The following is a 26,215-nucleotide window of genomic DNA, read 5'->3' on the forward strand; positions in this document are numbered from 1 at the left end:
CGCTGCGCAGTTCGCGTGGCCGCATTCGGAAACCCCATGAAACGCTCACGTTCTTCGTTGTACTTCGCTGCCCTCATTGCACTCGTCGCCAGCGCGGATGCACTGGCCATCGACACCAGCGGCAGCGCTGCCTTGACCAGCGACTATGTCTGGCGCGGCTCCACCCAAAGCCAGGGTGACGCTGCCGTACAGGCCGGTTTCCGTGTGGCTGGCGACAGCGGGGTGTATGCGGCTGTGTCCGGCTCCAGTGTGGAGTTCGCACCGGAAACGCATGCCAGCAGCGAGCTGGACTTCATTGTCGGCTGGAACGGCAAGCTGGCCGATGACTGGGCACTGGATGCCAACCTGCTGCACTACCGCTATCCGGCGACAACGGTCGATCTGAACTGGACCGAGCTCAATGCCACGCTGACCTGGAAGGACAACTATTGGCTGGCCTTGGGCTGGTCGCCTGAGGCGCTGGGCACCCGCCAGGATGGTTTGTACACCCAGGTCGGCGTGCGCGCGCCGCTGTCACCGCGCCTGCGGGTGGAGACCGCTGCCGGCTGGTACCAGCTGCAGGATGCGGTTGGCGGTGGTTATGCGCACGGCCAATTGAGCGCCATATGGGCAGTGGCAGCGCCGGTCGAGCTGCGTCTGAGCGGGCATTTCACCGACCAGCACGCACGTGAGCTGTTTGGGGGGCAGGCCGCCGGCACGCGCTGGGAGGCCGCGGTGCAGGCATCGTTCTGAGGTTTTCAGATGAGCGTGATGCCACGCTCTTGTAGGAGCGGCGTGAGCCGCGAAGCTGGCAGCAGTTGGCACTCAAACCAACGGCGATCTCACGATCTACGCGCTTCGCGACTGACGTCGCTCCTGCATCGGGGCGCTCAAGGTTTGTTGGTGGGAGCAATTGCTTCGCTGTTGATTTCGCTTCGACGTTGCTTCCTGTTGCCGGCGAAGCTTAGCGACAGGTGTGTGCACGCGGCAACGGCAATGATCATGGCAGCTTCACCGTCGCTGGCCAGGAAAGCCATCAGCAAGCCAATGAATCCGAGGATGGAAAGTGCATCGAACAGCAATCGACTGAAGTACCAAGCAGCAACCAGGATCAGCAGATACATCGTCGCCGGCAGTGCTGGTGTCCGCGCGACGAAGTAGAGAATGTCCATCTTCGGAATGCCTGCTTGTTGGCGGGGTGGCGACGAATTCTAGGTGCACTGCATGTGCTGGATATGCGCCCAATGTGAAGCGAATTTGAAGTGATGGTTGCCTGCGGTCGGCAGCAAGAAAGTGCTGGAAATGTCAGCTTGGCTGCTGCTAGCTTGCGCCATCTCGAACACACAGCTTGGGCGAATCTTGAACTCTTCCGAACGAAACAAGTGGCCGCGCGCCGTACGTATCGTGTTGTTGCTGATGGTGCTGGCCTTGGCCGCCAGCTGGCTGTGGCGACAGCCGTTCAGCGTGGTCGCCCGCGAAGGCTGGAAGCTTTCACGCCTGCCGGCGCCAACAGCGATAGCCGTTCCGGTGCAAGGCATCAAACCGCGGCAGATTGCAGATACCTTCGGCGCACCGCGCGGACGCGAGCGCAAACACCATGGCGTGGATATCTTCGCCAAGCGCGGCACGCCGGTAGTCGCCGCTACCCCGGGCGTGGTTGCGGCGGTGCGCGACAGTGGCCTGGGCGGGCGCCAGGTATGGGTGATCGGGCCGGCCGGGCAACGGCACTACTACGCGCACCTGCAGGACTGGGCGCCGGGGCTGGCCTACGGGCGCATCGTGCAGGCCGGGGATGTGCTGGGCTTCGTCGGTGACAGCGGCAATGCGCGCGGTACGCCGCCGCACCTGCATTACGGCATCTACGGCGGCGATGGGCCCTTTGATCCGCTGCCGCTGATGCATGCAGGGCAGCCGCGCAAGCGGTAAGGTACGCCCCCTGCAAGCCGCCTTCCCGCGGCGAGAGCTGTACTGAACGATGCTGACAGATCAATTCGACCGTGAACACCTGTGGCACCCCTACAGCGCCCTGGGCGGCCCGGTGCCGGTGCTCAAGGTTGCCCGTGCCGATGGCGTGCTGCTGCAGCTGGAGGATGGCACCCGGCTGATCGACGGCATGGCCTCGTGGTGGTGCGCGATTCATGGCTACAACCATCCGCAGCTGAACCAGGCTGTGGTTGACCAGCTGGGCCGCATGTCACATGTGATGTTCGGCGGGCTTACCCACGAGCCGGCCATCGCGCTGGGCAAGCAGCTACTGCAGATCGTGCCCAAGGGGCTGGACGCGATCTTCTACGCGGACTCCGGCTCGGTGTCGGTGGAAGTGGCGCTGAAGATGGCGATCCAGTACCAGGCGGCGCGCGGCAAGCCGGGCAAGTGCAATATCGCCACCACGCGTTCGGGCTATCACGGTGATACCTGGAACGCGATGTCGGTCTGCGATCCGGTTACCGGCATGCATGGTTTGTTCGGTAGTTCACTGCCGACTCGACGTTTTGTGCCCGCGCCGCAGACGCGCTTCGGCGAGGACTGGAACCCAGCCGATATCGCACCGCTTGCGCAGCTGTTCGCTGAAAGCGCCCATGAGTTGGCCGCCTTCATCATCGAGCCGGTGGTGCAGGGTGCGGGTGGCATGCGTTTCTACCATCCACAGTACCTGCGCGAGCTGGCACGCTTGTGCCGTGAGCACGACGTACTGCTGATCTGCGATGAGATCGCCACTGGCTTCGGTCGCAGCGGGCGCTTGTTTGCCTGTGAACATGCGGGCATCAGCCCCGACATCCTGTGCATCGGCAAGGCATTGACTGGCGGTTACATGACGCTCGCCGCAACGCTGTGCACGCGCGAGCTTGCCGATGTGATCGCCAGTGCCGAGCCGGGCGTGTTCATGCATGGCCCGACCTTCATGGCCAATCCGCTGGCCTGCGCGGTGGCGCTGGCCTCGGTACAGCTGCTGCTGTCGCAGGATTGGCAGGGCAGGGTGGCGGCGATCGAGCGTCGTCTTGAAGAGAGTCTGGCACCTGCACGTGCCCTGCAGCAGGTAGCCGACGTGCGCGTGCTTGGGGCCATCGGCGTGATCGAGTTGAAGGCATCGCTGCGGCTGGAACGTATCCAGCAGCGGATGCTGGAGCATGGCATCTGGATCCGGCCGTTCGGTCGGCTGGTCTATGTGATGCCGCCGTTTGTAATCGATGATGCACAGCTGCAGCAGCTGTGTGATGGCATGGTCACGCTGGTGGCCAGCCTGCAGGAAGAGGATATGCGCGCATGAGTGGCAAGATTGTTTTTGTCAGCGGTATCGATACCGAGATCGGCAAGACCGTGGTGACCGGTTGGCTGGCCCGGCAATGGTCCGAGCAGGGCCAGGACGTGATCACCCAGAAGCTGGTGCAGACCGGTTGCGTGGCCGCTTCCGATGACATCCTGCTGCACCGGCGCATCATGGGCACTGGCTTGTTCGAGGAGGACCGTGACGGCACCACGATGCCGGCGCTGTTCGCCTACCCGGCGTCGCCGCATCTGGCCGCGCGGCTGGAGCACAGGGCGTTGGATCTTTCTGCAATCGAGAGCGCTACAGCGCGCTTGTGTGAGCGCTACGAGACAGTGTTGATCGAGGGTGCCGGTGGTTTGATGGTGCCGCTGACCGAGCAACTGCTGACGATTGATTACGTTGCCGAAAAGGGCTGGCCGGTGCTGCTGGTGACCTCCGGGCGGTTGGGTTCGATCAACCACACGCTGTTGTCGTTGGAAGCGATTGCCGCGCGCGGGATCATGTTGCATGGCGTTGCCTGGAACAGCCGTGATGACAGCTGTGATGAGGTGATTGCGGAGGACAGCCGCGGCTTCATTCGGGAGTGGGTGTTGAAGCGGTTTCCGGATGCGGAGTGGTATGACGTGCCGCGGATTGATCTGGGCTGATCGGGTTCCTCGCGAAAGGCACCCCTCCCCAACCCTCCCCTGCGCGTTGCGCAAGGGAGGGGGCGGATCGTGCAGCGCTGGGCTGTTGCTTGCGCTCCCTCCCTTTGCCGAAGGCAAGGGGAGGGTTGGGGAGGGGTGCTTCTGCTCCCGCTCCACTCGTAGAAGCCCCTACTTCTTCAACTTGTACGCCAATACATAATCGCCCGCCTTGGTCCCGGTCGAGCCATGACCACCCGCCACCAGCAGCACCATCTGCTCGCCCTGGCCGTTGAGGTAGGTCATCGGCGTGGCCTGTCCACCGGCCGGAATGCGCACATCCCACAGCACCTTGCCGCTGGCCAGGTCGTAGGCGCGGAAGTTGTCTTCGGTGGCTGCGCTCATGAAGGCCACGCCGCTCGCGGTCAGCATCGGTCCGCCAATGCCGGGTACACCGATGCGTATCGGCAGCGGCACAGGTGAGAGATCGCGGATGGTGCCATTGCGATGCTGGTAGGCGATCTTGCCGGTACGCAGATCGGCGGCGGCGATCGTGCCCCATGGCGGCACCTGGCAGGGCACGCCGATAGGCGACATGAAAGGCGTCATTTCCACCGCGTAGTCGGCACCCTTGTTCTCATTGAGGCCATGCTCGCCCTTGTTCATCGCACGGCCACTGGCCTGCTGCTTTGGCACCAGTTTCGACACGAAGGCCAGGTAGGTGGGCATGCCGAACATCACCTGCCGCTGCGGATCCACCGCCACGCTGCCCCAGTTGAAGGTGCCAAAGTTGCCCGGATAGATCAGGCTGCCCTGCAACGTCGGCGGCGTATAGCGGCCGTCATAGCGCAGTTGCCGGTACTGGATGCGGCACAGCATCTGGTCGATCAGGCTGGCGCCCCACATGTCGGCCTCGCGCAGCGGTTCGGGTTCGAAGCTGAGCGCCGACGCAGGTTGCGTGGGTGCGGCGAACTGGCCGGGAATGTCCACGTACTGTGGTGCGGTGCGTTGGCTGATCGGCAGCAGGGGTTTGCCGTCACGACGGTCCAGCACATACACGTCGCCTTGTTTGGTTGGCTGCACCAGCGCCGGCACGCGGCCTTGCGGCAGGTCCAGGTCCAGCAGCACCGGTTGCGCCGGGGTATCCATGTCCCAGAGGTCGTGATGGACGAATTGCTGCACCCAACGCACCTGCCCGTTGGCGATATCCAGCGCCACCACCGAAGAGGCATAGGTTTCCTCGGCCGGGCTGCGGTACATGCCAAGTTGGTCGGGGGTGCGGTTGCCCATCGGGAAGTAGGCCAGGCCCAATGCTTCATCGGCACTGGCTACCGACCAACTGTTCGGCGAGCTGGGGGTGTAGACCTGGTTGGGGTTGTTCGGATCCAGCGGCGCGGTCTGGGTGGGGTTGCCCGAGTCCCAGTTCCACAGCAGCTGGCCGCTGTGCACGTCATAGGCGCGGATCACCCCGGAGGGCGAGTTGATCGCATAGTCGTCGTTGACTGCGCCGGCGACGATGACCTTGCCGCCGGCCACCAGTGGCGGTGAGGTGGAGTAGTAATAACCGGCCTGTTTGAACGGCATGTTGTGCAGCAGGTCGAGCACGCCGTTGTTGCCAAAATCCGGGCAATGCTGGCCGGTCTGTGCATCCAGCGCATGCAGCTTGGCATCGGCGCTGGGCAGGAACACGCGGCTGCTGCAGCTGGTCGCGTTTGTTGCTGCCACAGGCGGGCTGGCAGCCGGCTCGGTGTAATACGACAGCCCGCGGCAGGTCTGGTGCTGGCGCTGCGGCTCCATGCCGGCACCCGGATCAAACTTCCACAGCACCTTGCCGTTGTCCGCATCCAGCGCGAACGCCAGGCTGTGTGGTGTGCACAGATACAGGGTATTGCCGATCTTCAGCGGGGTGACCTCGTAGGTGGTCTCGCCCACGTCCTGCGGCAGGCGCACGTCGCCGGTCTGCATCTGCCAGGCCAGTTGCAGCTGGCCGACATTGGCCGGGGTGATCTGCGTCAGCGGCGAGTAGCGTTGGCCATAGCCACTGCGCCCGTAAGCCTGCCATTCGCCTGCCGGTTGCGGGGTGTCGCCCAGCGCCGGGGTGGCGTTGACGATCTCCATCGGCAGCTGGCCATCGATCTCATGCAGATGCCGCGGGATGCCGGCGAAGGCCACCGCCGCCACCCCCAGCGAGGCCAGCAGCACCGGCCAGCCGGCCGGGCCGGTATAGCCGCGCGGGCTGGAACGGCGCGAGGCCGGCAAGGCCATCAGCAGGCCGAGCAGGGCAGGTACGCCCAGGCGCGTGGCCAGCGGCCACCAGTACAGGCCGGCTTCCCACAGCGACCAGCTCAATAGCACCAGCAGCCAACCGGCGTACAACCAGGTCGGCCAGCGTCGGTGGCGCCACAGGCCCCAGGCCACGGCCAACAGCAGCAGGCCGCTGAGCAGGTAGAACGGGCTGCCGTGCAGGGCCAGCAACCAGGCGCCGCCTATCGCCAGGGCCAGTCCGAACAGCGTGGTCAACAACAGGGTCAGTACACGCATGGCGTACCTGCGGGTCCGGAAGATGCGGCCATGCTGCGCCCAGTCATGTCTGCGTGGCGTCACGCGCGTTCTTAACATTCCCGCCGTAGAATCACAGCCTTGTCGACTAGGGACCGAGCATGAGCATTCTGGACTTCATCAAGAAGGAACTGATCGAGATCATCGAATGGACCGATGACTCGCGTGACACGCTGTCCTACCGCTGGCCCGACGAGGACCGCCAGATCAAGAACGGCGCGCAGCTGATCGTGCGCGAATCGCAGATGGTGCAGTTTGTCGCCGCCGGCCAGTACGCCGATCTGTTCGGCCCCGGCAAGCACACCCTGAGCACCCAGAACATCCCGGTGCTGTCCACCATCCTGGGTTGGAAGTACGGTTTCGAGTCGCCGTTCAAGTGCGATGTCTATTACCTCAATACGCGCCTGTTCACCGGCAACAAATGGGGCACCGCCAATCCGGTGATGATGCGTGACGCCGATTTCGGCGTGGTCCGCCTGCGCGCCTTCGGTACCTACGACTTCCGCATCGTCGACCCGCCCAAGTTCCTCAAGGAAGTGGCCGGCACCGACCAGAATTTCCGCCTGGACGAATTTGCCGACACCATGCGTTCGCGCATCGTCAGCGTGTTCACCGAAGCCCTGGCCAAGGCCGGCGTGCCGGCGCTGGATGTGGCGGCGCGCTACTCCGAGCTGGGCGAGGCGCTGCTGCCGATCATCAACCCGGCCATGTCCGGCAAGTACGGCATCGAGATCACCAGCTTCATCCTGGAAAACGTGTCGGTGCCACCGGAAGTGGAGCAGGCCATCGACAAGCGCTCCAGCATGGGCGTGATCGGCAACCTCAACGACTACGTGAAGTACCAGATGGGCCATGGCATGGGCGAGGGTGGTGAAGGTGCCGCTGCCGCCGCGGTGCCGGCACAGATGGCGATGGGCTTCGGCATGGCGCAGGAAATGATGCGCAACATGCAGACCGGTGCGCCGGTGGTGCCCGGTCCGGCGGTGCCGCCGCCGTTGCCGGCTGCCGGCACGGATGCGCCGGCGCTGGACGTACTGACCCCCGAGCAGGCCGCGCAGGCTTTGTCGGTGTCGGTCGAGGACGTGATGGCGTCGATTGCCGCCGGTGAGCTGAAGGCACGCAAGATCGGCAATGCCACCCGCATTGCGCGCTCGGCACTGGAAGAGTTCCTGCGCGGCTGATGAACAACGCAACAGTTGGCAAACACCCCTGCCCGGAATGCGGCGGGGACCTGCAATGGAACGCCACCAAGCAAGCCCTGGCCTGTCCCTACTGCGGCACCATCGTGCCGCTGTCGGCGGCGGCCGAAGGCGTGGGCGATGGCAGCGCCGGCGTGGTCGAGCAGGACCTGCTGGCCGCCTTGCAGCGGCTGCAGGCGGAGGAAGCCCTTCCGCCTCCGCTGCCACCGTTACCGCAAGGCGGCGTGGTTGGCATGCTGCAGAGCATGGCGGCAACCCCGGCCGAACAACGCGGTTACGGTGCACAGCCCCGCGAGGTGCAATGCCAGAGCTGCCATGCGATCTCGGTGTTCGTCGATGGTAAGGTGGCCGACCGCTGCGAATTCTGCGGCTCGCCCTCGATCATCGCGCATGAATCGCTGGGTGATGCGATTACCCCGCAGAGCGTGCTGCCGTTCCAGATCAGTGATGGCCAGGTACGTGACAGCATCCGCCGGTGGTACGGCACGCGCTGGTTTGCGCCGAGCAAGCTCAAGCGCGCGGCGTTGACCGATACGCTCAAGGGCGTCTACCTGCCTTACTGGACGTTTGACGCGCATGTTGCGGCGCGTTGGACCGCCGAGGCCGGCTACTACTATTACGTCACCGTCAGTTACCGCGATTCCCAGGGGAACACCCAGACCCGGCAGGAACGCCGCATACGCTGGGAACCCGCATCCGGCTCGCTGCAGCATTTCTTCGATGATGAACTGGTGCCGGGCACGGTAGGCGTGCATCCGGAACTGCTGGCCAAGATCGGGCGCTTTCCGACCACCAGCGACCTGAAGCCGTACTCGCCCGAGTTCGTGCGCGGGTGGACGGTGGAGCGCTACCAGGTGGATCTGCGTCAGGCTGCGGAGCAGGGTGAGGAACAGATGCAGGCGCAGACGCATCGCCTGTGTTCCGAGCAGGTGCCTGGCGACACCCAGCGCAACCTGCGCGTGCAGGCCGATTACAGCAGGCGCACCTTCAAACACATCCTGGTGCCGGTATGGCTGGTCAGTTACACCTACGGCAGGCGCAGCTTCCAGATGCTGGCCAATGGCTATACCGGGCAACTGGCAGGCGAACGCCCTTACAGCGCGTGGAAGATTTTCTTCGCGGTGCTGGGTGCTGTGGTCGGCCTGTTGGTGATGATCCTCGTGCTGGGGGGCGGGCGCTGACCGCGGGGTCAGCGGCGCTCTTCCCCCGCTCCTGCACGCTCACAGCAGTTTCGCAGCCCGGGTAAGCGCAGTGCACCCGGGGAAGGAAATCCACACAGTCTTGCCGCTCTTGCGCAGATAGGCCCCGGGTGCGCTGCGCTTACCCGGGCTACGCCGTTGCGCATTCTGCGCAGCGGTTTACTCGCCCAGGTGCACTACCGGCAGGAAACCGCCGTAGACCAGCCGCTTGCCGTCGAACGGCATCGGATTGGTCGCCGGATCCATGCGCGGGTCTTCCATCATCTTGCGCATGCCGATGTCACGGGTGGCCTTGTCTGGCCACTCGATCCATGAGAACACCACGGCTTCATCGTCCCGGGCCTGCACGGCACGGTAGAAATCGGTCAGGGTTCCGTGTGGCACATCGTCGGACCAGCATTCGGTCACACGCAGGGCGCCGAATTCGATGAACAGCGCATCGGCAATATGGGCGTGCTCGATGAACCTGGCCTTGTTGGCCAGCGGCACGGCGGCCAGGAAACCATCAACGTAGGACATGGCGGGCCTCGTGGGACGGGCGGCGTGGGGCCGTCTTTGGTGAAACAGCGGTAACAGGCAACATCGATTCTGCGCCGGGCAATGTTTCGGCCGCGCCAAATTCCTGCGAACGGCAGATCACCGCGAGGTTGATAATCATCAGGGCCAGTGCGCCCCGGCTTGCCCACAATGGACCTGCTTCGTGCAGGGCAGGAAACATGAACGAGCTTGGCGGAATGCGTTGGGGCAGGCCGGATGGCGCTGTCAGCCGAAGGGAGGGGCTTGATGGTTGTCTCCCCATGGCAGTCATGGCACGCCATGCCGCGGGCAAGGCCACAACGGCGTTCAATGAATGGCTGTCGCTGCCGTTATGGGAGAACGCCTCGTTCACGGGTGGTGCCGGCAAGCTGCCCACGGGCAGCGGCGGACAGCCTTCGAACATTGCATCGTCCCCTCGGTTCGGCGCCTGCCGCCGTCGTCAGCGCAGGGGACGGGCGAGCCCGAAGCAACGGCCGGAGACACGTGTTTTCCGAGTGCCGCGCAGCCAGACCGCAGGCCAAAGACATACCCGATTGATCGCAAACCGCCAGTCCCGGCTGGCACCAGGAGAGTTGTGATGCCGTTTGTATCCCGAAATGCAGTAGCCAGCGCAGTGGCCGTGCTTTGTCTGCCGGCAGTTGCCTGGGCGCAGGACGCCGCGCCGGCCACCAAGGTGTCGGCACAGATCTTCGTCAACGCCAGCCAGTTGGATCGTGATGGCGTGGTCACCGACGATGAAGGTCTGGCGCTGGATCTGAAGCGTACCTTCATCACCGTCGACCACCGTTTCAACGCGCAGTGGTCGGCGCAGGTCACCACCGATGTGCAGTGGCTGCGCAACAGTGATCCTACCGACGTGTGGCTGCGCCACGCCTATCTGCAGCGCAGCTTCGGCAAGGGCAACTGGCTGCGGCTGGGCAATGCGCCGTTGCCGTGGATCCAGCAGGAGTCGGCGCGTGATGGTTACCGCTATGTCGATGGTGCCCTGATCACCCGCAGCAAGATGGGCAACGCGGCCGATTACGGCGTGCACGGCCAGTACACCCGCGGCGACTTCACCTATGCCGCTTCGGTGGTCACCGGTGGTGGCTACCAGAAGCCGCGTCTGGGCAAGCGCCCGGACGTCGAGGCACGGGTGGGCTGGGCACCGGCCAAGGGTGTTGAGCTGGCGCTGGGCGGCTACCGCGGTACCCGCGCGCTGGATGCGGGTGATCGACCACGTGAGCACACTGCCCAGCGCTGGAATGCGATGGCCAGCTGGGTGGGGGAGCGGGGGCGGATCGGCGCCCAGTACTTCCGTGCGGAAGACTGGACCCGGGTGGTCAAGCCGGGCAGCGATGACCAGCGTGGCTGGTCGGTGTGGGGCAGCTACCAGCTGAGTCCACAGTACGCTGTGTTCAGCCGCCACGAGGAGACCCGGATGAGTCTGGACATCGATCCGCGCACCCGCGAGCGGTACCACATGGTCGGCGTGGAATGGAAACCGAACAAGCACCTGCGGCTGGCCGCCGTGGGCAAGCAGCTGAAGCAGGAAACGGCGACGAAGTCGCTGGAAAGCCATGAAGCCGGCGTGTGGGCGCAGATAGCGTTCTAAGCGTTTTGCGCCAAGCCTGGCTTTGCTCCTCCCCTTTGGCGTAGCCAAGGGGGAGGTTGGGAGGGAGTTGGCTTTTTGCTTGCAGCTTTGAGGTTGTTGCGAAGAGCACCCCTCCCCAACCCTCCCCTTCGCTACGCGAAAGGGAGGGGGCCAGTGCCTTGCTCCTCCCCTTTGGCGCAGCCAAGGGGGAGGCTGGGAGGGGGTTGGTTTTTGCTTGAGGCTTTGAGGTTGTTGCGAAGAGCACCCCTCCCCAACCCTCCCCTTCGCTACGCGAAAGGGAGGGGGCCAGTGCCTTGCTCCTCCCCTTTGGCGTAGCCAAGGGGGAGGCTGGGAGGGGGTTGGTTTTTGCTTGAGGCTTTGAGGTTGTTGCGAAGAGCACCCCTCCCCAACCCTCCCCTTCGCTACGCGAAAGGGAGGGGGCCTAGTGCCTTGCTCCTCCCCTTTGGCGCAGCCAAGGGGGAGGCTGGGAGGGGGGTGGCTTTTGCTTGAGGCTTTGAGGTTGTTGCCAAGAGCACCCCTCCCCACCCCCCCCTTCGCTGCGCGAAAGGGAGGGGGCTCAGCGACTTACTCGCCCTGGTACTGCTTCTCTTCAACCAGCGCCGAACCGGCCACGCGGTTGATCTCGTTCTTGACCACGATGCGCTCGCCATTGGTGCCGTAAACGCCGCGCGCCAGGGTGATGAACTCCGCGCCGAAATCCTGCGCCGCTTCCTTCTCGCGCAGGCGGTCCTGGATCTCCCACATGCGCTCGTTGATGGCCTTGAGCTGGTCCTTGAGCGTGGCCAGCGACGGGCGCGCTTCCTGCTGCGACAGCCACAGTGGCCACAGGCCCTGCAGCTCGGTGCGCACATTGGCCAGCTTGGCGGTGTCGGTGATGCGCTCGGCCTTGATTTCGAGGATGGTGATCTTGTCGATCAGTTCGCCAATCGATACCGGGGTGAGTAGGGTCTGCACGTTGTCGCCGCCGTTGATTCCTGTAATGCGGCAATCATAGCGCTACGGCAAAGGTTGCCAATGAACCGATATTGGCGCGCAGGCAGCGAGAATGCGCACAATGCGGGCCCATCCCGATCAGGACTTGCCGATGCTGCTGCGTTCTTTCGCCACCGTTGCAATGATGTTGGGTGCCGCCAGCGTGCAGGGCGCTGAAGGTCTGCAGGGCGCCTGGCAGCTGCAGTCCGGGGAGTTCGTCAACCCGGAAGGGGCGGTGGTGGATTACGCCAGCCAGAAGCTGGCCGGCACCAAGATATTGGCCGATGGCCGGTTTGCCTTCACCACCACCAGCGATGGCAAGTTCTGGGCCGGCGGCTCGGGCACCTATCGCAGTGGGGACGGGCAGTACGTGGAGACGCCGTTGATGGCGTCGTATCCGCTGGAAAACGGCGGCAGCTACAGCTTCCGCTACACCCTGGAAGGCGATGTGTGGACGCTGGAGCGCTGGGACGGCGAGCGCCGGGTCGAGCGCGAAGTGTGGAAACGCGCGCGCTGAGAGGACGTTGGGGCTGATGGTTTTGTGGGAGCGGTGTAAACCGCGAAGCCGACAATCCATGACCGTCCCGGAACGCCGCGATCTGGTGCTTCATCAGCTTCGCGGTTTACACCGCTCCCACAAACCACAGATCATGAACGTGGTGCTTACCGCGGCGGGAAGCCCGCTTCCTCCAGTGCCTTGGTGAAGCTTTCCACCGGCAGGCTGGACTCGATCTTGACGTTCTTGCCGGGCAGGTCGATGTCGACCGTGGCGGCCGGGTCCACGTCCTTGATGGTGGCCGTCACGCTGCGTGCGCAGCCGCCGCAGGTCATGCTTTCGATATGCAGTTTCATGGGGTTTCTCCGTTGGGGTGGGAGCCAGCTTGCAGCTTGCCACGATGGGAAGGTCAAGCGATAAAGAGCGCTTGACCCTGCCATCGTTGGAAGCTTTAAGGTGCCTCCAACAGTCGAAATGGAGACGTGCCGATGAGCAGCATCGCCAGTCCGGGCAAGCAGAAATCGGGCCCTGCCACCGAAGATCTGATGATCGAAGGCATGACCTGCGCCTCCTGCGTGGGGCGGGTGGAGCGTGCGCTCAAGGCCATTCCCGGGGTCAGCCAGGCCAGCGTCAATCTGGCCACCGAACGCGCCAGCGTGCAGACCGACGGCAGTGTGCCGCGTGAGGCGCTGGTGCAGGCGATACACAAGGCCGGCTACGAGGTCAGCGCCCCCGCCGCGCAGGAATTGCTGATCGAAGGCATGACCTGCGCGTCCTGCGTCGGCCGCGTCGAGCGCGCGCTGAAGGCGGTGCCTGGCGTGCAGTCGGCCAGCGTCAACCTGGCCACCGAGCGCGCCAGCGTGCAGGGCGCAGCCGATCCGGCCGCACTGCTGGCGGCCGTCGAGAAAGCCGGCTACTCGGCCAGCGTGATCGGCAGTGCCGGCAGCAACGAGGACCAGCAGGCACAGCGCCATGCCGACGACCTGCGTGTGCTCAAGCGGGACCTGTGGATCGCGGCGGCACTCAGCCTGCCGGTGTTCCTGCTGGAAATGGGCGGGCACCTGATCCCGGCCTTCCATCACTTCATCGCCAGCACGCTGGGCACCCAGAACAGCTGGTTGCTGCAGTTCGTGCTGGCCACGCTGGTGCTGGTGTTCCCGGGCCGCCGTTTCTACCAGAAGGGCATCCCGGCCCTGCTGCGTGCCGCGCCGGACATGAACTCACTGGTCGCCGTCGGCACCTTGGCGGCCTATGGTTACTCGCTGGTGGCGACCTTCCTGCCGCGGCTGCTGCCGGCCGGCACCGTCAACGTCTACTACGAGGCCGCCGCAGTCATCGTCACCCTGATCCTGCTCGGCCGCGTGCTGGAGGCCAAGGCCAAGGGTCGCACCTCCGAGGCGATCAAGCGCCTGCTCAAGCTGCAGGCCAAGACCGCGCGCGTGCGTCGCGATGGCAGCGTGGTCGAGCTGCCGCTGGAGCAGATCGCCAGTGGTGACGTGATCGAAGTGCGTCCGGGCGAGCGCATCGCGGTGGATGGCGAGGTCATCGATGGCGACAGCTATGTCGATGAATCCATGATCAGCGGCGAGCCGGTGCCGGTGCAGAAGGCGCCGGGCAGCAACGTCATTGGCGGTACCGTCAACCAGACCGGCGCGCTCGGCGTGCGTGCCACCGCCGTCGGCGGGGCGACCGTGCTGGCGCAGATCATCCGCCTGGTGGAACAGGCGCAGAGCGCCAAGCTGCCGATCCAGGCGCTGGTCGATCGCATCACCCTGGTTTTCGTGCCGATCGTGATGGGCCTGGCCTTGCTGACCTTCGCGGTGTGGCTGATATTCGGCCCCGAACCGGCGCTGACCTTTGGTCTGGTCAACGCGGTGGCGGTGCTGATCATTGCCTGCCCGTGTGCGATGGGGCTGGCGACGCCGACCTCGATCATGGTCGGCACCGGTCGTGGCGCCGAGCTGGGCGTGCTGTTCCGCAAGGGCGAGGCGCTGCAACTGTTGAAGGAAGCGCAGGTTGTGGCGGTGGACAAGACCGGCACGCTGACCGAAGGCCGCCCGCTGTTGACCGACCTGCAGCTGGCCGAGGGCTTCCAGCGCAGTGATGTGCTGGCGCGCGTGGCGGCAGTGGAAGACCGCTCGGAACATCCGATTGCCCGCGCCATCGTCACCGCCGCGCAGCAGGAAAACCTGCAGCTGCCGGCCGTGGATGCCTTCGAATCGGTGACTGGTTACGGTGTGCGTGCGACTGTGGATGGCGTGCGCGTGGAAGTGGGCGCTGATCGCTTCATGCAGAAGCTCGGTCTGGATGTGGCGGTGTTCGCCGCCGATGCGCAGCGTCTGGGCGAAGAAGGCAAGAGCCCCCTGTACGCGGCGCTGGATGGTCGCCTGGCAGCCATCATCGCCGTCTCCGACCCGATCAAGTCCGATACCCGTGCCGCCATCGCCAGCCTGCATGCGCTGGGCCTGAAGGTGGCGATGATCACCGGCGACAACCGCCGCACCGCCGAGGCCATCGCGCGCCAGCTCGGCATCGACGAAGTGGTTGCCGAAGTGCTGCCGGAAGGCAAGGTCGATGCGGTGCGCCGGCTCAAGGCTGAGCACGGCCGCCTGGCCTATGTAGGCGATGGCATCAACGACGCACCGGCGCTGGCCGAAGCCGATGTTGGCCTGGCGATCGGCACCGGTACCGACGTGGCGATCGAGGCCGCTGACGTTGTGCTGATGTCCGGCAGCCTGCAGGGCGTGCCCAATGCCATTGCGCTGAGCAAGGCGACGATGGGCAATATCCGCCAGAACCTGTTCTGGGCCTTCGTCTACAACGCGGCCTTGATTCCGGTCGCGGCCGGCGTGTTGTACCCGGTCTGGGGCATCCTGCTGTCGCCGGTGTTCGCGGCCGGTGCGATGGCGCTTTCCTCGGTGTTCGTACTGGGCAACGCGCTGCGCCTGAAGCGTTTTCGTGCCCCGCAGATGCAGGCCTGAGGAGTGATGACGATGGAAGAAGGCATGAACATCGGCCAGGCCGCCAAGGCCTCCGGCATTTCCGCCAAGATGATCCGCTACTACGAGGATATCGGCCTGATCGGGCCGGTTGCGCGTACCGATGCGGGATATCGCCTGTACGCGCCACGCGACATCCATACGCTGGGTTTCATCAAACGCTCGCGTGACATGGGTTTCAGCGTGGAGCGCATCGGCGAACTGCTGGAACTGTGGCGCGACCGCTCGCGGCACAGCGGCGACGTCAAGCGCATGGCGTTGGAGCACGTGCAGGTACTGCAACAACGCATCACCGAGCTGCAGGGCATGGTGCAGACCGTGCAGGCGCTGGCCAACTGCTGCGCCGGCGATGACCGCCCGGATTGCCCGATCCTGCGTGATATCGAGACCGGCGTGCCGTTGCACGACAGCGCATTGCCAACCACCTTTGGCGGCGTCTCCGCGGGCAAGCGCGCCCGTTGATTATTGCGCGCAATCGTGAAAATGAACGAGATGCAAAGTGCACGCGCGCCGCGCGTGCCAGAAAACGCCTTAATAAAAGCCAAAAATCGGCGTTTTATTGCAGGGGCGGTTTCAGGGTTTGTTGGGGCGTCTAACGGAAAACTTACATCCGGACGCAGACAGCTGTTTGCTGTCGTGCCATCAAGCTCAGTAATGCAGAGGTAGTACCCCATGAAGACTTCGTTGATTGCCCTGGCGCTGGTTGCCGCCCTCCCGTTCGCCGCTTCGGCCGCTGACGGCCTGTCCTACAACTATGCCGAAGCCGATTACGCCAAGACCTCGGCTGACGGCAAGGCCGAAGGTTGGGGCGTAAAGGGTTCCTACGCGTTCCTGCCGAACTTCCATGCTTTCGGCGAATACACCCGCCAGGAAATCTCGCACACCAACCTTGATATCGAGCAGTGGCGCGTTGGCGCTGGCTTCAACAAGGAAATCGCGCCGACCACCGACTTCGTTGCTCGTGCGGCTTACGAAAAGTACGACGAGAAGTTCGCCCAGGGCCTGGATTTCAACGGCTACAGCGCTGAAGCCGGCATCCGCACCGCATTCGGCAAGCACGCCGAAGTGTACGCAATGGCTGGCTACGAAGACTTCAGCAAGAAGCACGGCATCAGCCCGGAAGGCGACTTCTATGGCCGTCTCGGTGGCCAGGTGAAGTTGAACCAGAACTGGGGCATCAATGGCGACATCAAGATGTTCAACAACGGTGACAAGCAGTGGACCGTGGGTCCGCGCTTCAGCTGGTAATACGCGCTGACGCTTTGGCGTGATGCTGCGAAGGAAGGCCCGGCTATGCCGGGCCTTTTCTTTTGCCGAAGGTTTGGGGTTGAGATCTTCAGCTGGAAGCCTCCCCTCACCCCAACCCCTCTCCCGCACGCGGGAGAGGGGCTCGTATTGCTTGCGCTCGCAGTGCACTAGCCCCTCTCCCGTTTACGGGAGAGGGGCTGGGGTGAGGGCAAGCTCTTGCTTTGCTTCATGTAACACCACTGCAACCAAACTGCAGCAAAGTGCGCCTCAACCGGCACCGGCCGGAAGGACCTTGAGAATGAAAACCCGCCTGCTGCTCGCCGCAATGCTGTTGTCGACACCCCCGTTGGCCTGGAGCCAGCAGCGTGACTACCTGCCACTGGAGCAGCGCCTGAGTGCCGAACAGCTGCAGCAGGTCGGCCTGAGCGCGCAGCAGCTGCAGCTGCTCAACCGCATGCTCAGCGAAACTGCGTCGGTCACAGCGGCCGCTGCCACACCCCCACCTGCGCCCATGCAGATCGGCCTGGAAGAAGGCCCTGTGCACAGCAGCGTGCAGGGAACGGTGGAAGGTTGGGGGCCAGGCACGGTATTCGTGCTGGCCAACGGCCAGCAATGGAAAGTGCTCAAAGGCCAGATGCGCCTGCGCACTGCCTTGCAGTCACCGGAAATCGACGTGATTCCGGGTATCGCCGGGCGCTGGTTCCTGCAGGTGGACGAAGACCTGCCGAAGGCGCGGGTGTACCGCATCCTGTAAACGGTCAGACTGATTCGGGTCTCGCGGCTCTTGCAGCGCTTGTGGGAGCGGCATCAGCCGCGAAGCCACAGTTAGTGCCGAAGCAGCGGTCAACGCCATACCGCCCGAAGAGACTCTCCGGCGCGCATGCATTGTCAGCTTCGCGGCTTACGCCGCTCCCACAAGGGAGCTGTCGCTCCCACAAGGGAGCTGTCGCTCCCACATCTCACAGTCGCTTTACGCCGGGCGTACGCGCTGGGTCAGGCCCTTGAGGAAGTTGCGCAGGGCCTGGTCGCCGCATTCGCGGTAGTTCTTGTGGTCGGGCTGGCGGAACAGTGCCGACAGCTCCGGCTTGGACATCGGGAAGCCGGCGCTTTCGAAGATCGCATGCATGTCCACGTCCTTCAGTTCGAAGGCCACGCGCAGCTTCTTCAGTACGATGTTGTTGGTGATGCGCTTTTCCGGCGGACGCTGCGGCTGCGATTCGTCGCGGCCACGGTAGTGGTAGATCAGGCCGTCCAGGAAGCGCGACAGTACCGCGTCCGGGCAGGCTTCAAACAACGGCTCGTCGTCCTTGCGCAGGAAATCGTGCACCTGTGCCGCATCCACTTCAAAGCTGGAATCGGCCAGATGGATGGTGTCCACCACCATGCTGTCGCTGAGGTCGAGCATGTAGCGGATGCTGCGCAGTACGTCGTTGTTGATCATTGCCACTCCGGAACCACCGCGGCGGAGATGCCGGCGGGGGCATAGTGTAACGCCGCACTGGCGAGCCCCCAGCCTACAATCGGGGCTGGTTCAGCAAAGTCCGCCCGCATGCTCCCACACGTCCCCGTTCCCGTGCAGCCCGTAAGGCCCCGGTCTGCCGCACTGTCGTTGGCGGGCCGGCAATGAGTTCACGCGCGATCCTGCACCTGTGCCTGCATCTGGCGGTGCCGGCGTTGCTGGCCTGGCTGTTCTGGCGGCCGCAGTTCGGCAAGGCCTGGCTGTTGCTGCTGCTGGGCTGGGTGATCGACCTGGACCACCTGCTGGCCGATCCCATCTATGCGCCCGACCGCTGCAGCATCGGCTTCCATCCCCTGCATACGGCGCCAGCCATCGTGGTCTACGCGGGATTGACCGTGCCCAGGCGCACCCGCCTGTTCGGCATCGGCCTGCTGGTGCACATCGCGCTGGATGCGCTGGATTGCCTGTGGATGCACGCCGGCCGCTAAATGGCCGCCTTGGCGGGCGTACCAGTCACCCCAGAAGTAGGTGGGGCTGGGCTTACCAGCCGCCCCAGGGACCGGGGCCAAAACCCGGGCCGGGGCCGTAAGGGCCGTAGCCATAGGGGCCGGGGCCTTCGCTCTTGCTCATGTGGATGTTCAGGTTCACCCGTCGGCTCTGGCCTTCGTCGGTGTTGTAGTTCTTGCCCACGTTCAGGTCCACGGCCTGCCAATTGCTGTTGCCGTAGGCCTTGGAATAGCCGATACCGGCGCTGACCGCGCCATGTACCTGCAGTTTGTCATCCATTACCTCGGCGCCAGGACTGTCTTTTTTGGCCAACCCGCGACCGCTGTGGTCGCCGTAATAAGTGCCCGGTGCATCGCCCTTGTACGTTTCGCCCAGGTAACGCAGCGGCGCCTGCGGCACGCTCAGGTCCAGGCCACCTGCGGCGCTGGTGGCATCATCCTGCGCCATGGCAAGGGCGGGGGCCAACAACAGGACGGCGATCAGGGATGTGCGGATCATGTTGCAGGCGCTCCGGAACTGGGACCACGCCGTGCTGGCGGGCAACACGGACGCTAACAGAAAAGCGTTGAACGATGGCTGTCGATAGCCGTCGCCGGCGGGGAACTTTCAGCTCAGGCGCCGGAAGGAGAACAGTTCCGCCAAGCGGTGCCGGCGGCCTTCGATGGCAGCCCGGATCAGGCCGGCGCCCAGCATCGAATAGGTGATGCCGTTGCCGCCATAGGCCATGGCGAAATGCACGCGCGGCCCCCACTGTGGGTGGGCACCGAAGAAGGGCAGGCCGTCTTCGGTTTCGGCAAAGGTGCCGGCCCAGGCGAAGGTGGGTTGGACGGTCAGCTGCGGGAACAGGCGGCGCAGTTTGGCGAGCAGGCGCGCGGCCTTGCGATCCACCTGCGCATCCCGGCGCGCTGGCAGATCGATCGCGTCGTCCTCGCCGCCCACCAGCAGGCGGTTGTCGGCCGTGCTGCGCAGGTAGAGATAGGGGCGGGCGGTCTCCCACATCAAGGTAGTGCGCAGCGGTCCCAGCAGGGCCGGCGGCAGTGGATCGGTGACGACGGCATAGCTGCTGCGGTTGCGTGCCACGCGCTGCTTCAGCCAGTCCTGGGCGGCGTAGCCGGAGGCGACCACCAGATGCTCGCAGTCGACCTGCACGCCGTGGGTGGTGCGCAGCTGGACCCGGCGGGTGCCGGTCGTTACCGAGGTCACGCTGCTGCGGTCGTAGACCTGCGCGCCCTGTGCCAACAGCCGCGTCAACAGACGGTAGGTCATGCGATAGGGATCCATGCGCGCGGCCGGCGTGCTGCGGATGGCGCCGGGTGCGGCGAAACCGTATTCCTCGGCAACACCGTCGGCATCAAGCCACTCCACTGCGAAGCCATGCCGTTCGCGCAGTTCGTATTCCTCCAGCAGCGTCCGCAGATGGCCGCGGCGGCTGGCGTAGTACAGGCTCAGGGTGCTTTGAAAATCCACGCCGCGGACCTGCTCGGCCAGCGCCTGCAGTTCGTCGATGGCCTGCGCGCAGGCGCGATAGGCCAGCAGTGCGGCGTCGATGCCATGGCGTTTGGCCAGCTCGCGCAATGGCGTATCGATCTCATACTGCAGCAGCGCCGTACTGGCGGCGGTGGAACCCCAGCCGATGTCGCGCTGCTCGATGACGACGACATCGTGGCCGTGGCACACCAGTTGGTCGGCAATCAGGGCAGCGGTAATGCCACCGCCGATCACCGCCACCTCACAGCGCAGGTCCCGCCGCAGCGCGGGGAAGGCGTGCATCAGGCCATTCTTGATGGCCCAGAACGGATAGCCGCTTTTCAGGTCCATGCACAGCTCCGGTCATCGCGGGGGCCGCCGCTCAGCCGGCGGTAGGGTGGCCGGTATGTGGCGTGTGGATCAGTGCTGCGGTATCAAAGCCCTGCTGCTGCGCATAGGCGATGTAGTGGTCGCGGGTGGTGGCATCCATCTGCGGCAGGCGTGCCAGCAACCACAGGTATTTGCGGTCAGGGCTGCCGACCAGGGCAGTGGTATAGGCCGCGTCCAGCTGCATGATCCAGTAGTCGCCCTTGGTAAAGGGAATCCAGCGCAGGCCTTCGGGCAGGAAGCTGACTTCCAGGCGGCTGTTGGTGTCGTCGACCGGCTTGGCCTGGCCGATGGCTTCTTCCAGGTTGCCGCCGCGCAGGCAGCGGTTCTGCACCCGTACGCTGCCATCCTCATTGAGCGAGTAGTGGGCGGTGACGTCGGTGGCATCTTCGGGTTCAAAGCGTATGGGCAGGCGTGCAACTTCGTACCAGGTACCCAGGTAACGCTGCAGGTCCACCTGGGGAACGGTGGCGAGCTCAGGGTGTTGATGCATGGAAAACCTCTCTGGCGTTCACGCAGGCGGCTGCGTCGGGGGTCCAGCTATAAGGCAGCAATGGTTAAGCGCCCGTGCCCGGGAGGTCGTCTCGCCGTTGCCTGAAGGCCTGCATTCATGCGCGAAGCGGCCTTCGCGCCAGGCAAACATGGCTGCGCTAGGCTGTCGCCATCCGAAGACGGGAGTCCGCCATGTTTGTCGTGATCCTGCTCAAGGGGCAGAACCGCTATGCACGCGAACGCTGGGAGCAGTTGCCGGAGGTGGTCCATTACGACGGCCAGGGCTTCGCCCTGCGGGCCGGGCCGCGCCAGCCACGACCGACGACCCAGGTGTGGGAGCCGGTGGCGGTCTATGCACCGGCCGAATTGACCGAGGACGAGTTCCAGGAAATCTACGAGCTCAACCGCCACCATATCGTCGAACTGGCACTGGAATACTGAGTACCGTGACGTGTTTTTGCAGGAAGTGAACACGCACTGACATATAGTTCCGGGCAGGCGCGGTGGTCCGCGCGACCCGGTGCTCCGTCTTGCCTGCCCATCGTTTTTCGCATCCGCTGCGCGCGCTGTTGTTTGTCCTCCTACTTGGCCTGGGTGCCAGCAATGTGGCTTGGGCTGCGCCCGATGGTGCGGCGGCCGATAGCAGTCCGCAGACCCGTATCGAACAGGCCTCGCGCGCGGTGGCGGCGGTCAAACGCGCGGTCACCGATGCCGATGCACCGGAAACCCTGAAAACCCTGGCCGAGCGTGCCAGCCAGGCGCAGCGCGAGGCCGAGGCCAGCGTCGCCGCGCTGCAGCCGGAGCTGACCCAGCTCGATGCCCGCATCGAGCAGCTGGGGCCGGCACCCGAGGGCGGGGAAGATTCCGGTATTGCCCGCCAGCGCAAGCTGCTGGACCAGCAGCGCAGCCAGATCGATGCCGACATCAAGCGCGGCAAGCTGCTGGCGGAGGAGGCCAAGCAGGCCAACGAAGCCATCGAGAAGATGCGCGCCCAGCAGTTTGGCGAGCAGATGGGCCGCAAGGTGGCCTCGCCGTTGTCGCCGGCCCTGTGGCGTGAGTTCGGCGAGCATGTGCCGGACGATCTTGCGCGCTTCCAATCGCTGTACCGCCAGGCCCACGATGCCTTGCTGAAGGCGGCCGGCAAGCAGGGCTGGGGCATGCCGCTGCTGGGCGCGGCGCTGGCCTTGCTGATGCTGTTCCCGCTGCGCATCTGGTTGCGCCACCTTGGTCGCCGCTACGCTGCTTCCGAACGTGCCCCGGACGGACGCCTGCGTCGCACCGGTCTTGCGGTGTGGCTGCTGTTGGTCGGCACCTTGCTGCCGGGGCTGGCGGCCACGGTACTGGTGGCCAGCCTGCGGGCAATCGATGCGATCGCACCGCGGCTGGAATCGGTGGCCGACATGTTCGTCGTCGCCACCTTCGTGGCGGCCTTCATCGGTGCCGTGGCAGCCAGCCTGCTGGTGCCATCACGGCCGACCTGGCGCCTGCTGGACATCGATGATGTCGCCGCCGCCCGCCTGCGCCGCTTTGCCTGGGGCGCGGCCAGCCTGACCTGGCTGACCATGCTGCTGCGCGACGTCAATCGCGCTGCGCGCACTTCGGCGGTGGGCACGGTGACCCTGGACGGCCTGATCGCACTGACCTACGTGGTGTTGATCATGAGCATGCTGGCGACCCTGGCCGGCCTGCATCGACGCCGTGCGGCCGAAGCCGCGCAGGCGGAAGCGGAGAGCACCAACAGCGGCCGCTCGCCGCGTGCGCCGCGCAGTGGCTGGCTGATCGTGGCGCGCCTGGGCGGCTACCTGAGCATCTTCGCCGCGCTGGTGGCGACCTTGCTCGGCTACCTCAATTTCGCCATGTTCACCGCCCAGCAGATGGTCTGGGGCACGGTGATCGTGCTGGCGACGACGTTGCTGACGCGCTTCGCCGATGACTTCGCGTTGTGGTTGCTGGCACCGGACAGTGCTGCCGGGCGCATGCTGCGGCTGTCGACCGGCTTGTCCTCCAACCGCCTGGAACAGGCCGGTGTATTGCTGTCGGCCACGTCACGGCTCGCGCTGGTGATGCTGGGCATCACCGCCTTTGTTGCTCCATTCGGCAATGTCAGCGCCCTGTATGGCTGGCTGGAACGCCTGTCGGCCGGCATCAAGATCGGCGGCAACCTGCTGACACCTGCCTCGATCATCAGCGCGGTGCTGGTGCTGGTATTGGGCCTTGCGCTGATGCGGGTGGTGCAGCGCTGGCTGGTGGATACCTACCTGCCCAAGACCGACCTGGATATCGGCGCGCGTAATTCGATCAGCACGGTGGCGCATTACCTCGGCATCGTGCTGGCTGGCCTGTGGGCCCTGGCGGCGCTGGGCATTGGTTTTGAAAAGGTGGCCTTGTTGGCCAGCGCCTTGTCGGTGGGTATCGGTTTTGGTCTGCAGGCGATCACCCAGAACTTCGTCTCCGGCCTGATCCTGCTGGCCGAGCGGCCGGTGAAGATTGGTGACTGGATCAAGATCGGTGACCAGGAGGGCGACATCCGCCGTATCTCGGTGCGTTCCACCGAGATCCAGGTGGGTGATCGTTCCACGCTGATCGTGCCGAACTCGGAGCTGATCACCAAGACCATCCGCAACATGACCATGGCCAATGCGCTGGGCCGCATCCAGGTGCAGTTCTCGGTGCCACTGGGCACCGACATGGGCAAGCTGCGGACGCTGCTGCTGGGGATCTATGCCGCCAACGAGACGGTGCTGATCGACCCGGCACCGTCGTTCTTCATTGATTCGATCAGTGGCGGACAGGTGGCGGTGAACAGCTTTGCCTACGTGTCATCGTCGCGGAGCGTATACGGAACCCGCAGTGAGGTGCTGTTCGCACTGCTGGAGCAGACTGCTGCCGCCGGCATCGCCCTGGTCACTCCGACCGACATCCATCTGGTGCGCGATCCCCCGCAGGCCTAGGTAGTGCCGAGCCACGCTCGGCAGGGGCTTTACCGGGATTTGTCGGAATGTGGGAGCGGCGTAGGCCGCGAAGCTCATGGTCTTTCAGATTGCGGGCATGCTGTTCACTGCAGCATGCCCAGCTTCGCGGCTTACGCCGCTCCCACAAAAGCACGAATGTTCATCACGACCGCGGATGCTCGCTGGTCGGCAGCAGCGCATAGTCGTCGACGGCCAACTGCTCGGCATGGTTCAACCAGGCGCGGATCTCCAGGTCGTCGATCTCCTGGTCCACGCCCAGCGGCATGCGGATGCGGCCATCGGCATCGGGCTGCACCCATTGCTGGGCCACCACCACGTTGCGCTTTGATGCCACCGCTTCCACCCAGAAGCCGCGCTGCGGGCGTTGTGCGGCATACAGCTCCAGCACATAACGACCGGGGGTTGTGTGGCGCGGCTGGCGGCTGATCATGCGTGACTGGCGCACGCTGGGACGGGGCCCGCTGAACGCCTGCAACGGCGCATCCACGGCGATGCCACGGCGCAGCTGCGCATCGCGGTACAGGCGCATGCCCTGGTCGCTGTCCAGCAGCAAGGCACACCATTGGCCATCGGCCGAACCATCTTCAAACGCGGTGCAGCGGTCGACATAGGCCAGGCGGTGCTGCGGATCGGCCTCCTCGAACTTGCGCGAGGTGTTTTCCAGGTACACCGATTTCAAGTCCCACTGCTGGTCGTATTCCAGCAGCACCGGCGGCTGCACCTTCTGCACGCCCACCAGTACCTGGTCGTTGTCCAGGCGCAACATGCGGGTCTGCTCGCCCAGCCACAGCGAACGTGCGAACGCGCTATAGCGTGCGTAGGTCCTCGTATCACCGCTGGTCGCCGCGACGCTGGCGCTTGCCGCGGGTGCCGGCTTCAACAGCGAGCGGCCAAAGCCGATCGCATCGATCGCAGGGTCCAGCAGCTGCAGCGCGGTGGCGCCCGAGTCCAGCGTTGTGCCCGCCTGCGCAACGATCTGCTGCGGCTGCAGCTTGTTGCCCAGGAACAGCAGCAGGTTCTCGCGCTTCTGCTTTTCCAGCACATGGCTCAGGTCATTGGGCATGGCCAGATGATCGGAGGCCACCACCACCAGCGTGTTGTCGGCGAATGCGCTGCTGCGGATGCGGTCGACCAGGCGCGAGATCAACCGGTCGCTGCACTTGAGTGCATTGAGCAGGCCGATATTGCCGTGTGCGCTGCGATAGCGCGTGTTCCTGCAGGCAACCGGCAGATGCCCGGCCGGGTGGTGAGTGTCCATGGTCAGTGCGGTCAGCATGAACGGCTGGCCGCTCGCCGAGAGCTCGAGGAAACGCTCGTAGGCACGTTCCAGCAGCACGTCATCGTGCACGCCCCAGTTGGAGAAATGGCGCTTGGCGATGTTCTGCTGCTGGAACCATTCCAGATCGCGCACATCGTCAAAACCGTGCGAGTTGAGGAAGTCGGCCTTGGCGGCGAACTGCCCGTTGGCACCGCCCATGTAGTGGTTGCTATAGCCCTGCTGCTTCAGGTAGTCGCCAAGGCAGAAGGCTTCGGGCAGGAAGCGGCCCATGCGGCCCATGCTGTTCTCGTCGCCCTGCGCGGTGGTCAGCGGCACGCCGCACATCGACGACACCAGGCCGGCGATGGTCCAGCCACTGCCGTCGGCGGAGGCGATGTTGCGGAAATCCAGGCCTTCGCCGGCCAGCCGGGTCAGGTTGGGCATCAGCCCGGGGAAGACGTCTTCGTTGAAATAGGTGCGTTCCAGGCTCTCGCCGTAGATCCAGACAATGTTCGGCCGCTGCGCCAGCGCCTTTGATGGCAGCTGGTATTCCGGCGCTACCGCGCTGTAGTCCACCGGCTGCATCTGCTGATAGATGCGCTTGCCATCGGTGTACAGCGGGCTGAGCAGCAGTGTTGTCAGCAATAACGCGGTGAAGCCGCCGAACACCGCCAGGCCATGACGGGGGCGCTGCAGGCGACGCACGCGCAGCAACAACAGCGGTGTCAGCGAGACGATTACCAGGCCGATGAAGCCGATGATGTAGGCGCTGAAGTCACCCACACCGGCGCCTTCCATGTCGCTGCGCAGGTGGTAGAGCGTGGCCGAATTGATGCCATCGCCACTGAGTTTGTCTATCAGCCACCAACTGCTCAGCGCCAACAGCAGCAGTGACAGCAGGCCAGCCTTCAAGCGCGCCAGGGTGGGCGACAACATCAACAATACGAACAGTGCTGCCAGAGACAGCCAGATGATCCAATGCATGCGGTCACGTGGGTAG

The 26,215-nt window shown here is 64.7% G+C and carries 26 protein-coding genes; 15 read left to right on the top strand and 11 right to left on the bottom strand.

Translation table 11 applies throughout. The features are described 5' to 3' along the window. Window positions 1-36: 36 nt before the first annotated feature. A complete protein-coding gene (locus AC1VXC_RS08185) occupies window positions 37-732 on the top strand; it encodes a TorF family putative porin (RefSeq protein ID WP_481539039.1) in 696 nt (231 codons plus the stop codon). Window positions 733-869: 137 nt separating this feature from the next. On the opposite strand, the gene AC1VXC_RS08190 is transcribed toward AC1VXC_RS08185, so the two are convergent. Next, window positions 870-1,151 (bottom strand): hypothetical protein, encoded by a 282-nt coding sequence (locus AC1VXC_RS08190; RefSeq protein ID WP_313170988.1) that lies wholly within the window; start codon window positions 1,149-1,151, stop codon window positions 870-872. Window positions 1,152-1,395: 244 nt separating this feature from the next. Between AC1VXC_RS08190 and AC1VXC_RS08195 the strand changes: the two genes are divergently transcribed. Genes AC1VXC_RS08195 through bioD form a run of 3 tightly spaced genes read left to right on the top strand, consistent with a single transcriptional unit; the run spans window position 1,396 to window position 3,894 of the window. After that, on the top strand, window positions 1,396-1,905 hold the full coding sequence (locus tag AC1VXC_RS08195; protein WP_481539051.1) for a M23 family metallopeptidase: 510 nt from the start codon (window positions 1,396-1,398) through the stop codon (window positions 1,903-1,905). 49 nt (window positions 1,906-1,954) lie between these two features. After that, entirely contained in the window at window positions 1,955-3,247 is a 1,293-nt protein-coding gene (bioA, locus tag AC1VXC_RS08200) for an adenosylmethionine--8-amino-7-oxononanoate transaminase (RefSeq protein WP_481539040.1), read from the top strand. Further along, on the top strand, window positions 3,244-3,894 hold the full coding sequence (gene bioD, locus AC1VXC_RS08205; RefSeq protein WP_481539041.1) for a dethiobiotin synthase: 651 nt from the start codon (window positions 3,244-3,246) through the stop codon (window positions 3,892-3,894). The genes bioA and bioD overlap by 4 nt, the downstream gene beginning before the upstream one ends. A gap of 168 nt (window positions 3,895-4,062) precedes the next feature. Here the strand turns inward: bioD and AC1VXC_RS08210 are convergent, their stop codons facing one another. Beyond that, entirely contained in the window at window positions 4,063-6,474 is a 2,412-nt protein-coding gene (locus AC1VXC_RS08210) for a membrane-bound PQQ-dependent dehydrogenase, glucose/quinate/shikimate family (protein ID WP_481539042.1), read from the bottom strand. A 56-nt stretch (window positions 6,475-6,530) separates the two neighbouring features. Between AC1VXC_RS08210 and AC1VXC_RS08215 the strand changes: the two genes are divergently transcribed. Together AC1VXC_RS08215 and AC1VXC_RS08220 are read left to right on the top strand one after the other, a co-directional pair. Next, window positions 6,531-7,610: an SPFH domain-containing protein gene (locus AC1VXC_RS08215; RefSeq protein ID WP_313170981.1), complete on the top strand. Its 1,080-nt coding sequence runs from the start codon at window positions 6,531-6,533 to the stop codon at window positions 7,608-7,610. Then, window positions 7,610-8,809, top strand: a complete 1,200-nt coding sequence (locus tag AC1VXC_RS08220) for a TFIIB-type zinc ribbon-containing protein (protein WP_481539043.1) — start codon at window positions 7,610-7,612, stop codon at window positions 8,807-8,809. The genes AC1VXC_RS08215 and AC1VXC_RS08220 overlap by 1 nt, the downstream gene beginning before the upstream one ends. Window positions 8,810-8,986: 177 nt before the next feature. On the opposite strand, the gene AC1VXC_RS08225 is transcribed toward AC1VXC_RS08220, so the two are convergent. Then, on the bottom strand, window positions 8,987-9,346 hold the full coding sequence (locus AC1VXC_RS08225; RefSeq protein WP_313493314.1) for a DUF1428 domain-containing protein: 360 nt from the start codon (window positions 9,344-9,346) through the stop codon (window positions 8,987-8,989). Next, window positions 9,333-9,716, bottom strand: a complete 384-nt coding sequence (locus AC1VXC_RS08230) for a hypothetical protein (protein ID WP_481539044.1) — start codon at window positions 9,714-9,716, stop codon at window positions 9,333-9,335. Before AC1VXC_RS08230 ends, AC1VXC_RS08225 begins: the two co-directional genes overlap by 14 nt. Window positions 9,717-9,941: 225 nt before the next feature. On the opposite strand from AC1VXC_RS08230, the gene AC1VXC_RS08235 reads away from it, so the two are divergent. Continuing rightward, window positions 9,942-10,958, top strand: a complete 1,017-nt coding sequence (locus AC1VXC_RS08235) for a hypothetical protein (RefSeq protein WP_313170974.1) — start codon at window positions 9,942-9,944, stop codon at window positions 10,956-10,958. Window positions 10,959-11,522: 564 nt separating this feature from the next. On the opposite strand, the gene AC1VXC_RS08240 is transcribed toward AC1VXC_RS08235, so the two are convergent. Next, window positions 11,523-11,912, bottom strand: a complete 390-nt coding sequence (locus AC1VXC_RS08240) for a DUF6165 family protein (RefSeq protein ID WP_313170972.1) — start codon at window positions 11,910-11,912, stop codon at window positions 11,523-11,525. Window positions 11,913-12,042: 130 nt separating this feature from the next. Between AC1VXC_RS08240 and AC1VXC_RS08245 the strand changes: the two genes are divergently transcribed. After that, on the top strand, window positions 12,043-12,447 hold the full coding sequence (locus AC1VXC_RS08245; RefSeq protein ID WP_313493315.1) for a hypothetical protein: 405 nt from the start codon (window positions 12,043-12,045) through the stop codon (window positions 12,445-12,447). A gap of 146 nt (window positions 12,448-12,593) precedes the next feature. Here the strand turns inward: AC1VXC_RS08245 and AC1VXC_RS08250 are convergent, their stop codons facing one another. After that, the gene (locus AC1VXC_RS08250; RefSeq protein ID WP_313170968.1) at window positions 12,594-12,782 is read right to left on the bottom strand and encodes a heavy-metal-associated domain-containing protein; all 189 of its coding nucleotides are present in this window, start codon (window positions 12,780-12,782) and stop codon (window positions 12,594-12,596) included. A 132-nt stretch (window positions 12,783-12,914) separates the two neighbouring features. Between AC1VXC_RS08250 and AC1VXC_RS08255 the strand changes: the two genes are divergently transcribed. From AC1VXC_RS08255 to AC1VXC_RS08270, 4 genes are all read left to right on the top strand, one after another. Next, window positions 12,915-15,407 carry a heavy metal translocating P-type ATPase gene (locus AC1VXC_RS08255; RefSeq protein WP_481539045.1) on the top strand — a complete coding sequence of 831 codons (2,493 nt, stop codon included), beginning with the start codon at window positions 12,915-12,917 and terminating at the stop codon, window positions 15,405-15,407. 6 nt (window positions 15,408-15,413) lie between these two features. Further along, window positions 15,414-15,887: a Cu(I)-responsive transcriptional regulator gene (gene cueR, locus AC1VXC_RS08260; RefSeq protein ID WP_481539046.1), complete on the top strand. Its 474-nt coding sequence runs from the start codon at window positions 15,414-15,416 to the stop codon at window positions 15,885-15,887. 210 nt (window positions 15,888-16,097) lie between these two features. Further along, window positions 16,098-16,673: an OmpO family porin gene (locus AC1VXC_RS08265; RefSeq protein WP_481539047.1), complete on the top strand. Its 576-nt coding sequence runs from the start codon at window positions 16,098-16,100 to the stop codon at window positions 16,671-16,673. Between the two features lie 298 nt (window positions 16,674-16,971). Continuing rightward, a complete protein-coding gene (locus tag AC1VXC_RS08270) occupies window positions 16,972-17,427 on the top strand; it encodes a hypothetical protein (RefSeq protein ID WP_313493317.1) in 456 nt (151 codons plus the stop codon). Window positions 17,428-17,643: 216 nt separating this feature from the next. On the opposite strand, the gene AC1VXC_RS08275 is transcribed toward AC1VXC_RS08270, so the two are convergent. Further along, window positions 17,644-18,114: a YehS family protein gene (locus AC1VXC_RS08275; RefSeq protein WP_313493318.1), complete on the bottom strand. Its 471-nt coding sequence runs from the start codon at window positions 18,112-18,114 to the stop codon at window positions 17,644-17,646. Window positions 18,115-18,296: 182 nt separating this feature from the next. Here AC1VXC_RS08275 and AC1VXC_RS08280 point away from each other — a divergent pair, with 182 nt between their 5' ends. Further along, window positions 18,297-18,620: a DUF6122 family protein gene (locus AC1VXC_RS08280; protein WP_313170959.1), complete on the top strand. Its 324-nt coding sequence runs from the start codon at window positions 18,297-18,299 to the stop codon at window positions 18,618-18,620. A 52-nt stretch (window positions 18,621-18,672) separates the two neighbouring features. Here AC1VXC_RS08280 and AC1VXC_RS08285 read toward each other — a convergent pair whose 3' ends face one another. The 3 genes from AC1VXC_RS08285 to AC1VXC_RS08295 all read right to left on the bottom strand — a co-directional run bounded on the left by AC1VXC_RS08285 (window position 18,673) and on the right by AC1VXC_RS08295 (window position 20,986). After that, on the bottom strand, window positions 18,673-19,137 hold the full coding sequence (locus AC1VXC_RS08285) for a hypothetical protein (RefSeq protein ID WP_481539048.1): 465 nt from the start codon (window positions 19,135-19,137) through the stop codon (window positions 18,673-18,675). Between the two features lie 108 nt (window positions 19,138-19,245). Then, complete coding sequence (locus AC1VXC_RS08290; RefSeq protein ID WP_481539049.1) at window positions 19,246-20,457, bottom strand: NAD(P)/FAD-dependent oxidoreductase; 1,212 nt, start codon at window positions 20,455-20,457, stop codon at window positions 19,246-19,248. Window positions 20,458-20,488: 31 nt separating this feature from the next. Next, complete coding sequence (locus AC1VXC_RS08295; protein WP_481527820.1) at window positions 20,489-20,986, bottom strand: lipocalin family protein; 498 nt, start codon at window positions 20,984-20,986, stop codon at window positions 20,489-20,491. A 191-nt stretch (window positions 20,987-21,177) separates the two neighbouring features. On the opposite strand from AC1VXC_RS08295, the gene AC1VXC_RS08300 reads away from it, so the two are divergent. Then, complete coding sequence (locus tag AC1VXC_RS08300; RefSeq protein WP_313170951.1) at window positions 21,178-21,426, top strand: hypothetical protein; 249 nt, start codon at window positions 21,178-21,180, stop codon at window positions 21,424-21,426. A gap of 89 nt (window positions 21,427-21,515) precedes the next feature. Further along, a complete protein-coding gene (locus AC1VXC_RS08305) occupies window positions 21,516-23,936 on the top strand; it encodes a DUF3772 domain-containing protein (RefSeq protein WP_313493321.1) in 2,421 nt (806 codons plus the stop codon). Window positions 23,937-24,099: 163 nt separating this feature from the next. Here AC1VXC_RS08305 and AC1VXC_RS08310 read toward each other — a convergent pair whose 3' ends face one another. After that, complete coding sequence (locus AC1VXC_RS08310) at window positions 24,100-26,199, bottom strand: phosphoglycerol transferase I (protein WP_313170947.1); 2,100 nt, start codon at window positions 26,197-26,199, stop codon at window positions 24,100-24,102. Between the last annotated feature and the right edge of the window lie 16 nt (window positions 26,200-26,215).

This window comes from Stenotrophomonas sp. STEN033, from assembly GCF_056856655.1.

Coding starts and splice junctions, on each gene's coding strand:
- AC1VXC_RS08280 (WP_313170959.1), top strand. CDS start 18,297: ATGAGTTCACGCGCGATCCTGCACCTGTGCCTGCATCTGGCGGTGCCG.
- AC1VXC_RS08225 (WP_313493314.1), bottom strand. CDS start 9,346: ATGTCCTACGTTGATGGTTTCCTGGCCGCCGTGCCGCTGGCCAACAAG.
- AC1VXC_RS08255 (WP_481539045.1), top strand. CDS start 12,915: ATGAGCAGCATCGCCAGTCCGGGCAAGCAGAAATCGGGCCCTGCCACC.
- AC1VXC_RS08245 (WP_313493315.1), top strand. CDS start 12,043: ATGCTGCTGCGTTCTTTCGCCACCGTTGCAATGATGTTGGGTGCCGCC.
- AC1VXC_RS08220 (WP_481539043.1), top strand. CDS start 7,610: ATGAACAACGCAACAGTTGGCAAACACCCCTGCCCGGAATGCGGCGGG.
- AC1VXC_RS08190 (WP_313170988.1), bottom strand. CDS start 1,151: ATGGACATTCTCTACTTCGTCGCGCGGACACCAGCACTGCCGGCGACG.
- cueR (WP_481539046.1), top strand. CDS start 15,414: ATGACGATGGAAGAAGGCATGAACATCGGCCAGGCCGCCAAGGCCTCC.
- AC1VXC_RS08195 (WP_481539051.1), top strand. CDS start 1,396: ATGGTGCTGGCCTTGGCCGCCAGCTGGCTGTGGCGACAGCCGTTCAGC.
- AC1VXC_RS08250 (WP_313170968.1), bottom strand. CDS start 12,782: ATGAAACTGCATATCGAAAGCATGACCTGCGGCGGCTGCGCACGCAGC.
- AC1VXC_RS08270 (WP_313493317.1), top strand. CDS start 16,972: ATGAAAACCCGCCTGCTGCTCGCCGCAATGCTGTTGTCGACACCCCCG.
- AC1VXC_RS08265 (WP_481539047.1), top strand. CDS start 16,098: ATGAAGACTTCGTTGATTGCCCTGGCGCTGGTTGCCGCCCTCCCGTTC.
- AC1VXC_RS08275 (WP_313493318.1), bottom strand. CDS start 18,114: ATGATCAACAACGACGTACTGCGCAGCATCCGCTACATGCTCGACCTC.
- AC1VXC_RS08215 (WP_313170981.1), top strand. CDS start 6,531: ATGAGCATTCTGGACTTCATCAAGAAGGAACTGATCGAGATCATCGAA.
- bioA (WP_481539040.1), top strand. CDS start 1,955: ATGCTGACAGATCAATTCGACCGTGAACACCTGTGGCACCCCTACAGC.
- AC1VXC_RS08235 (WP_313170974.1), top strand. CDS start 9,942: ATGCCGTTTGTATCCCGAAATGCAGTAGCCAGCGCAGTGGCCGTGCTT.
- AC1VXC_RS08285 (WP_481539048.1), bottom strand. CDS start 19,137: ATGATCCGCACATCCCTGATCGCCGTCCTGTTGTTGGCCCCCGCCCTT.
- bioD (WP_481539041.1), top strand. CDS start 3,244: ATGAGTGGCAAGATTGTTTTTGTCAGCGGTATCGATACCGAGATCGGC.
- AC1VXC_RS08295 (WP_481527820.1), bottom strand. CDS start 20,986: ATGCATCAACACCCTGAGCTCGCCACCGTTCCCCAGGTGGACCTGCAG.
- AC1VXC_RS08290 (WP_481539049.1), bottom strand. CDS start 20,457: ATGGACCTGAAAAGCGGCTATCCGTTCTGGGCCATCAAGAATGGCCTG.
- AC1VXC_RS08185 (WP_481539039.1), top strand. CDS start 37: ATGAAACGCTCACGTTCTTCGTTGTACTTCGCTGCCCTCATTGCACTC.
- AC1VXC_RS08300 (WP_313170951.1), top strand. CDS start 21,178: ATGTTTGTCGTGATCCTGCTCAAGGGGCAGAACCGCTATGCACGCGAA.
- AC1VXC_RS08310 (WP_313170947.1), bottom strand. CDS start 26,199: ATGCATTGGATCATCTGGCTGTCTCTGGCAGCACTGTTCGTATTGTTG.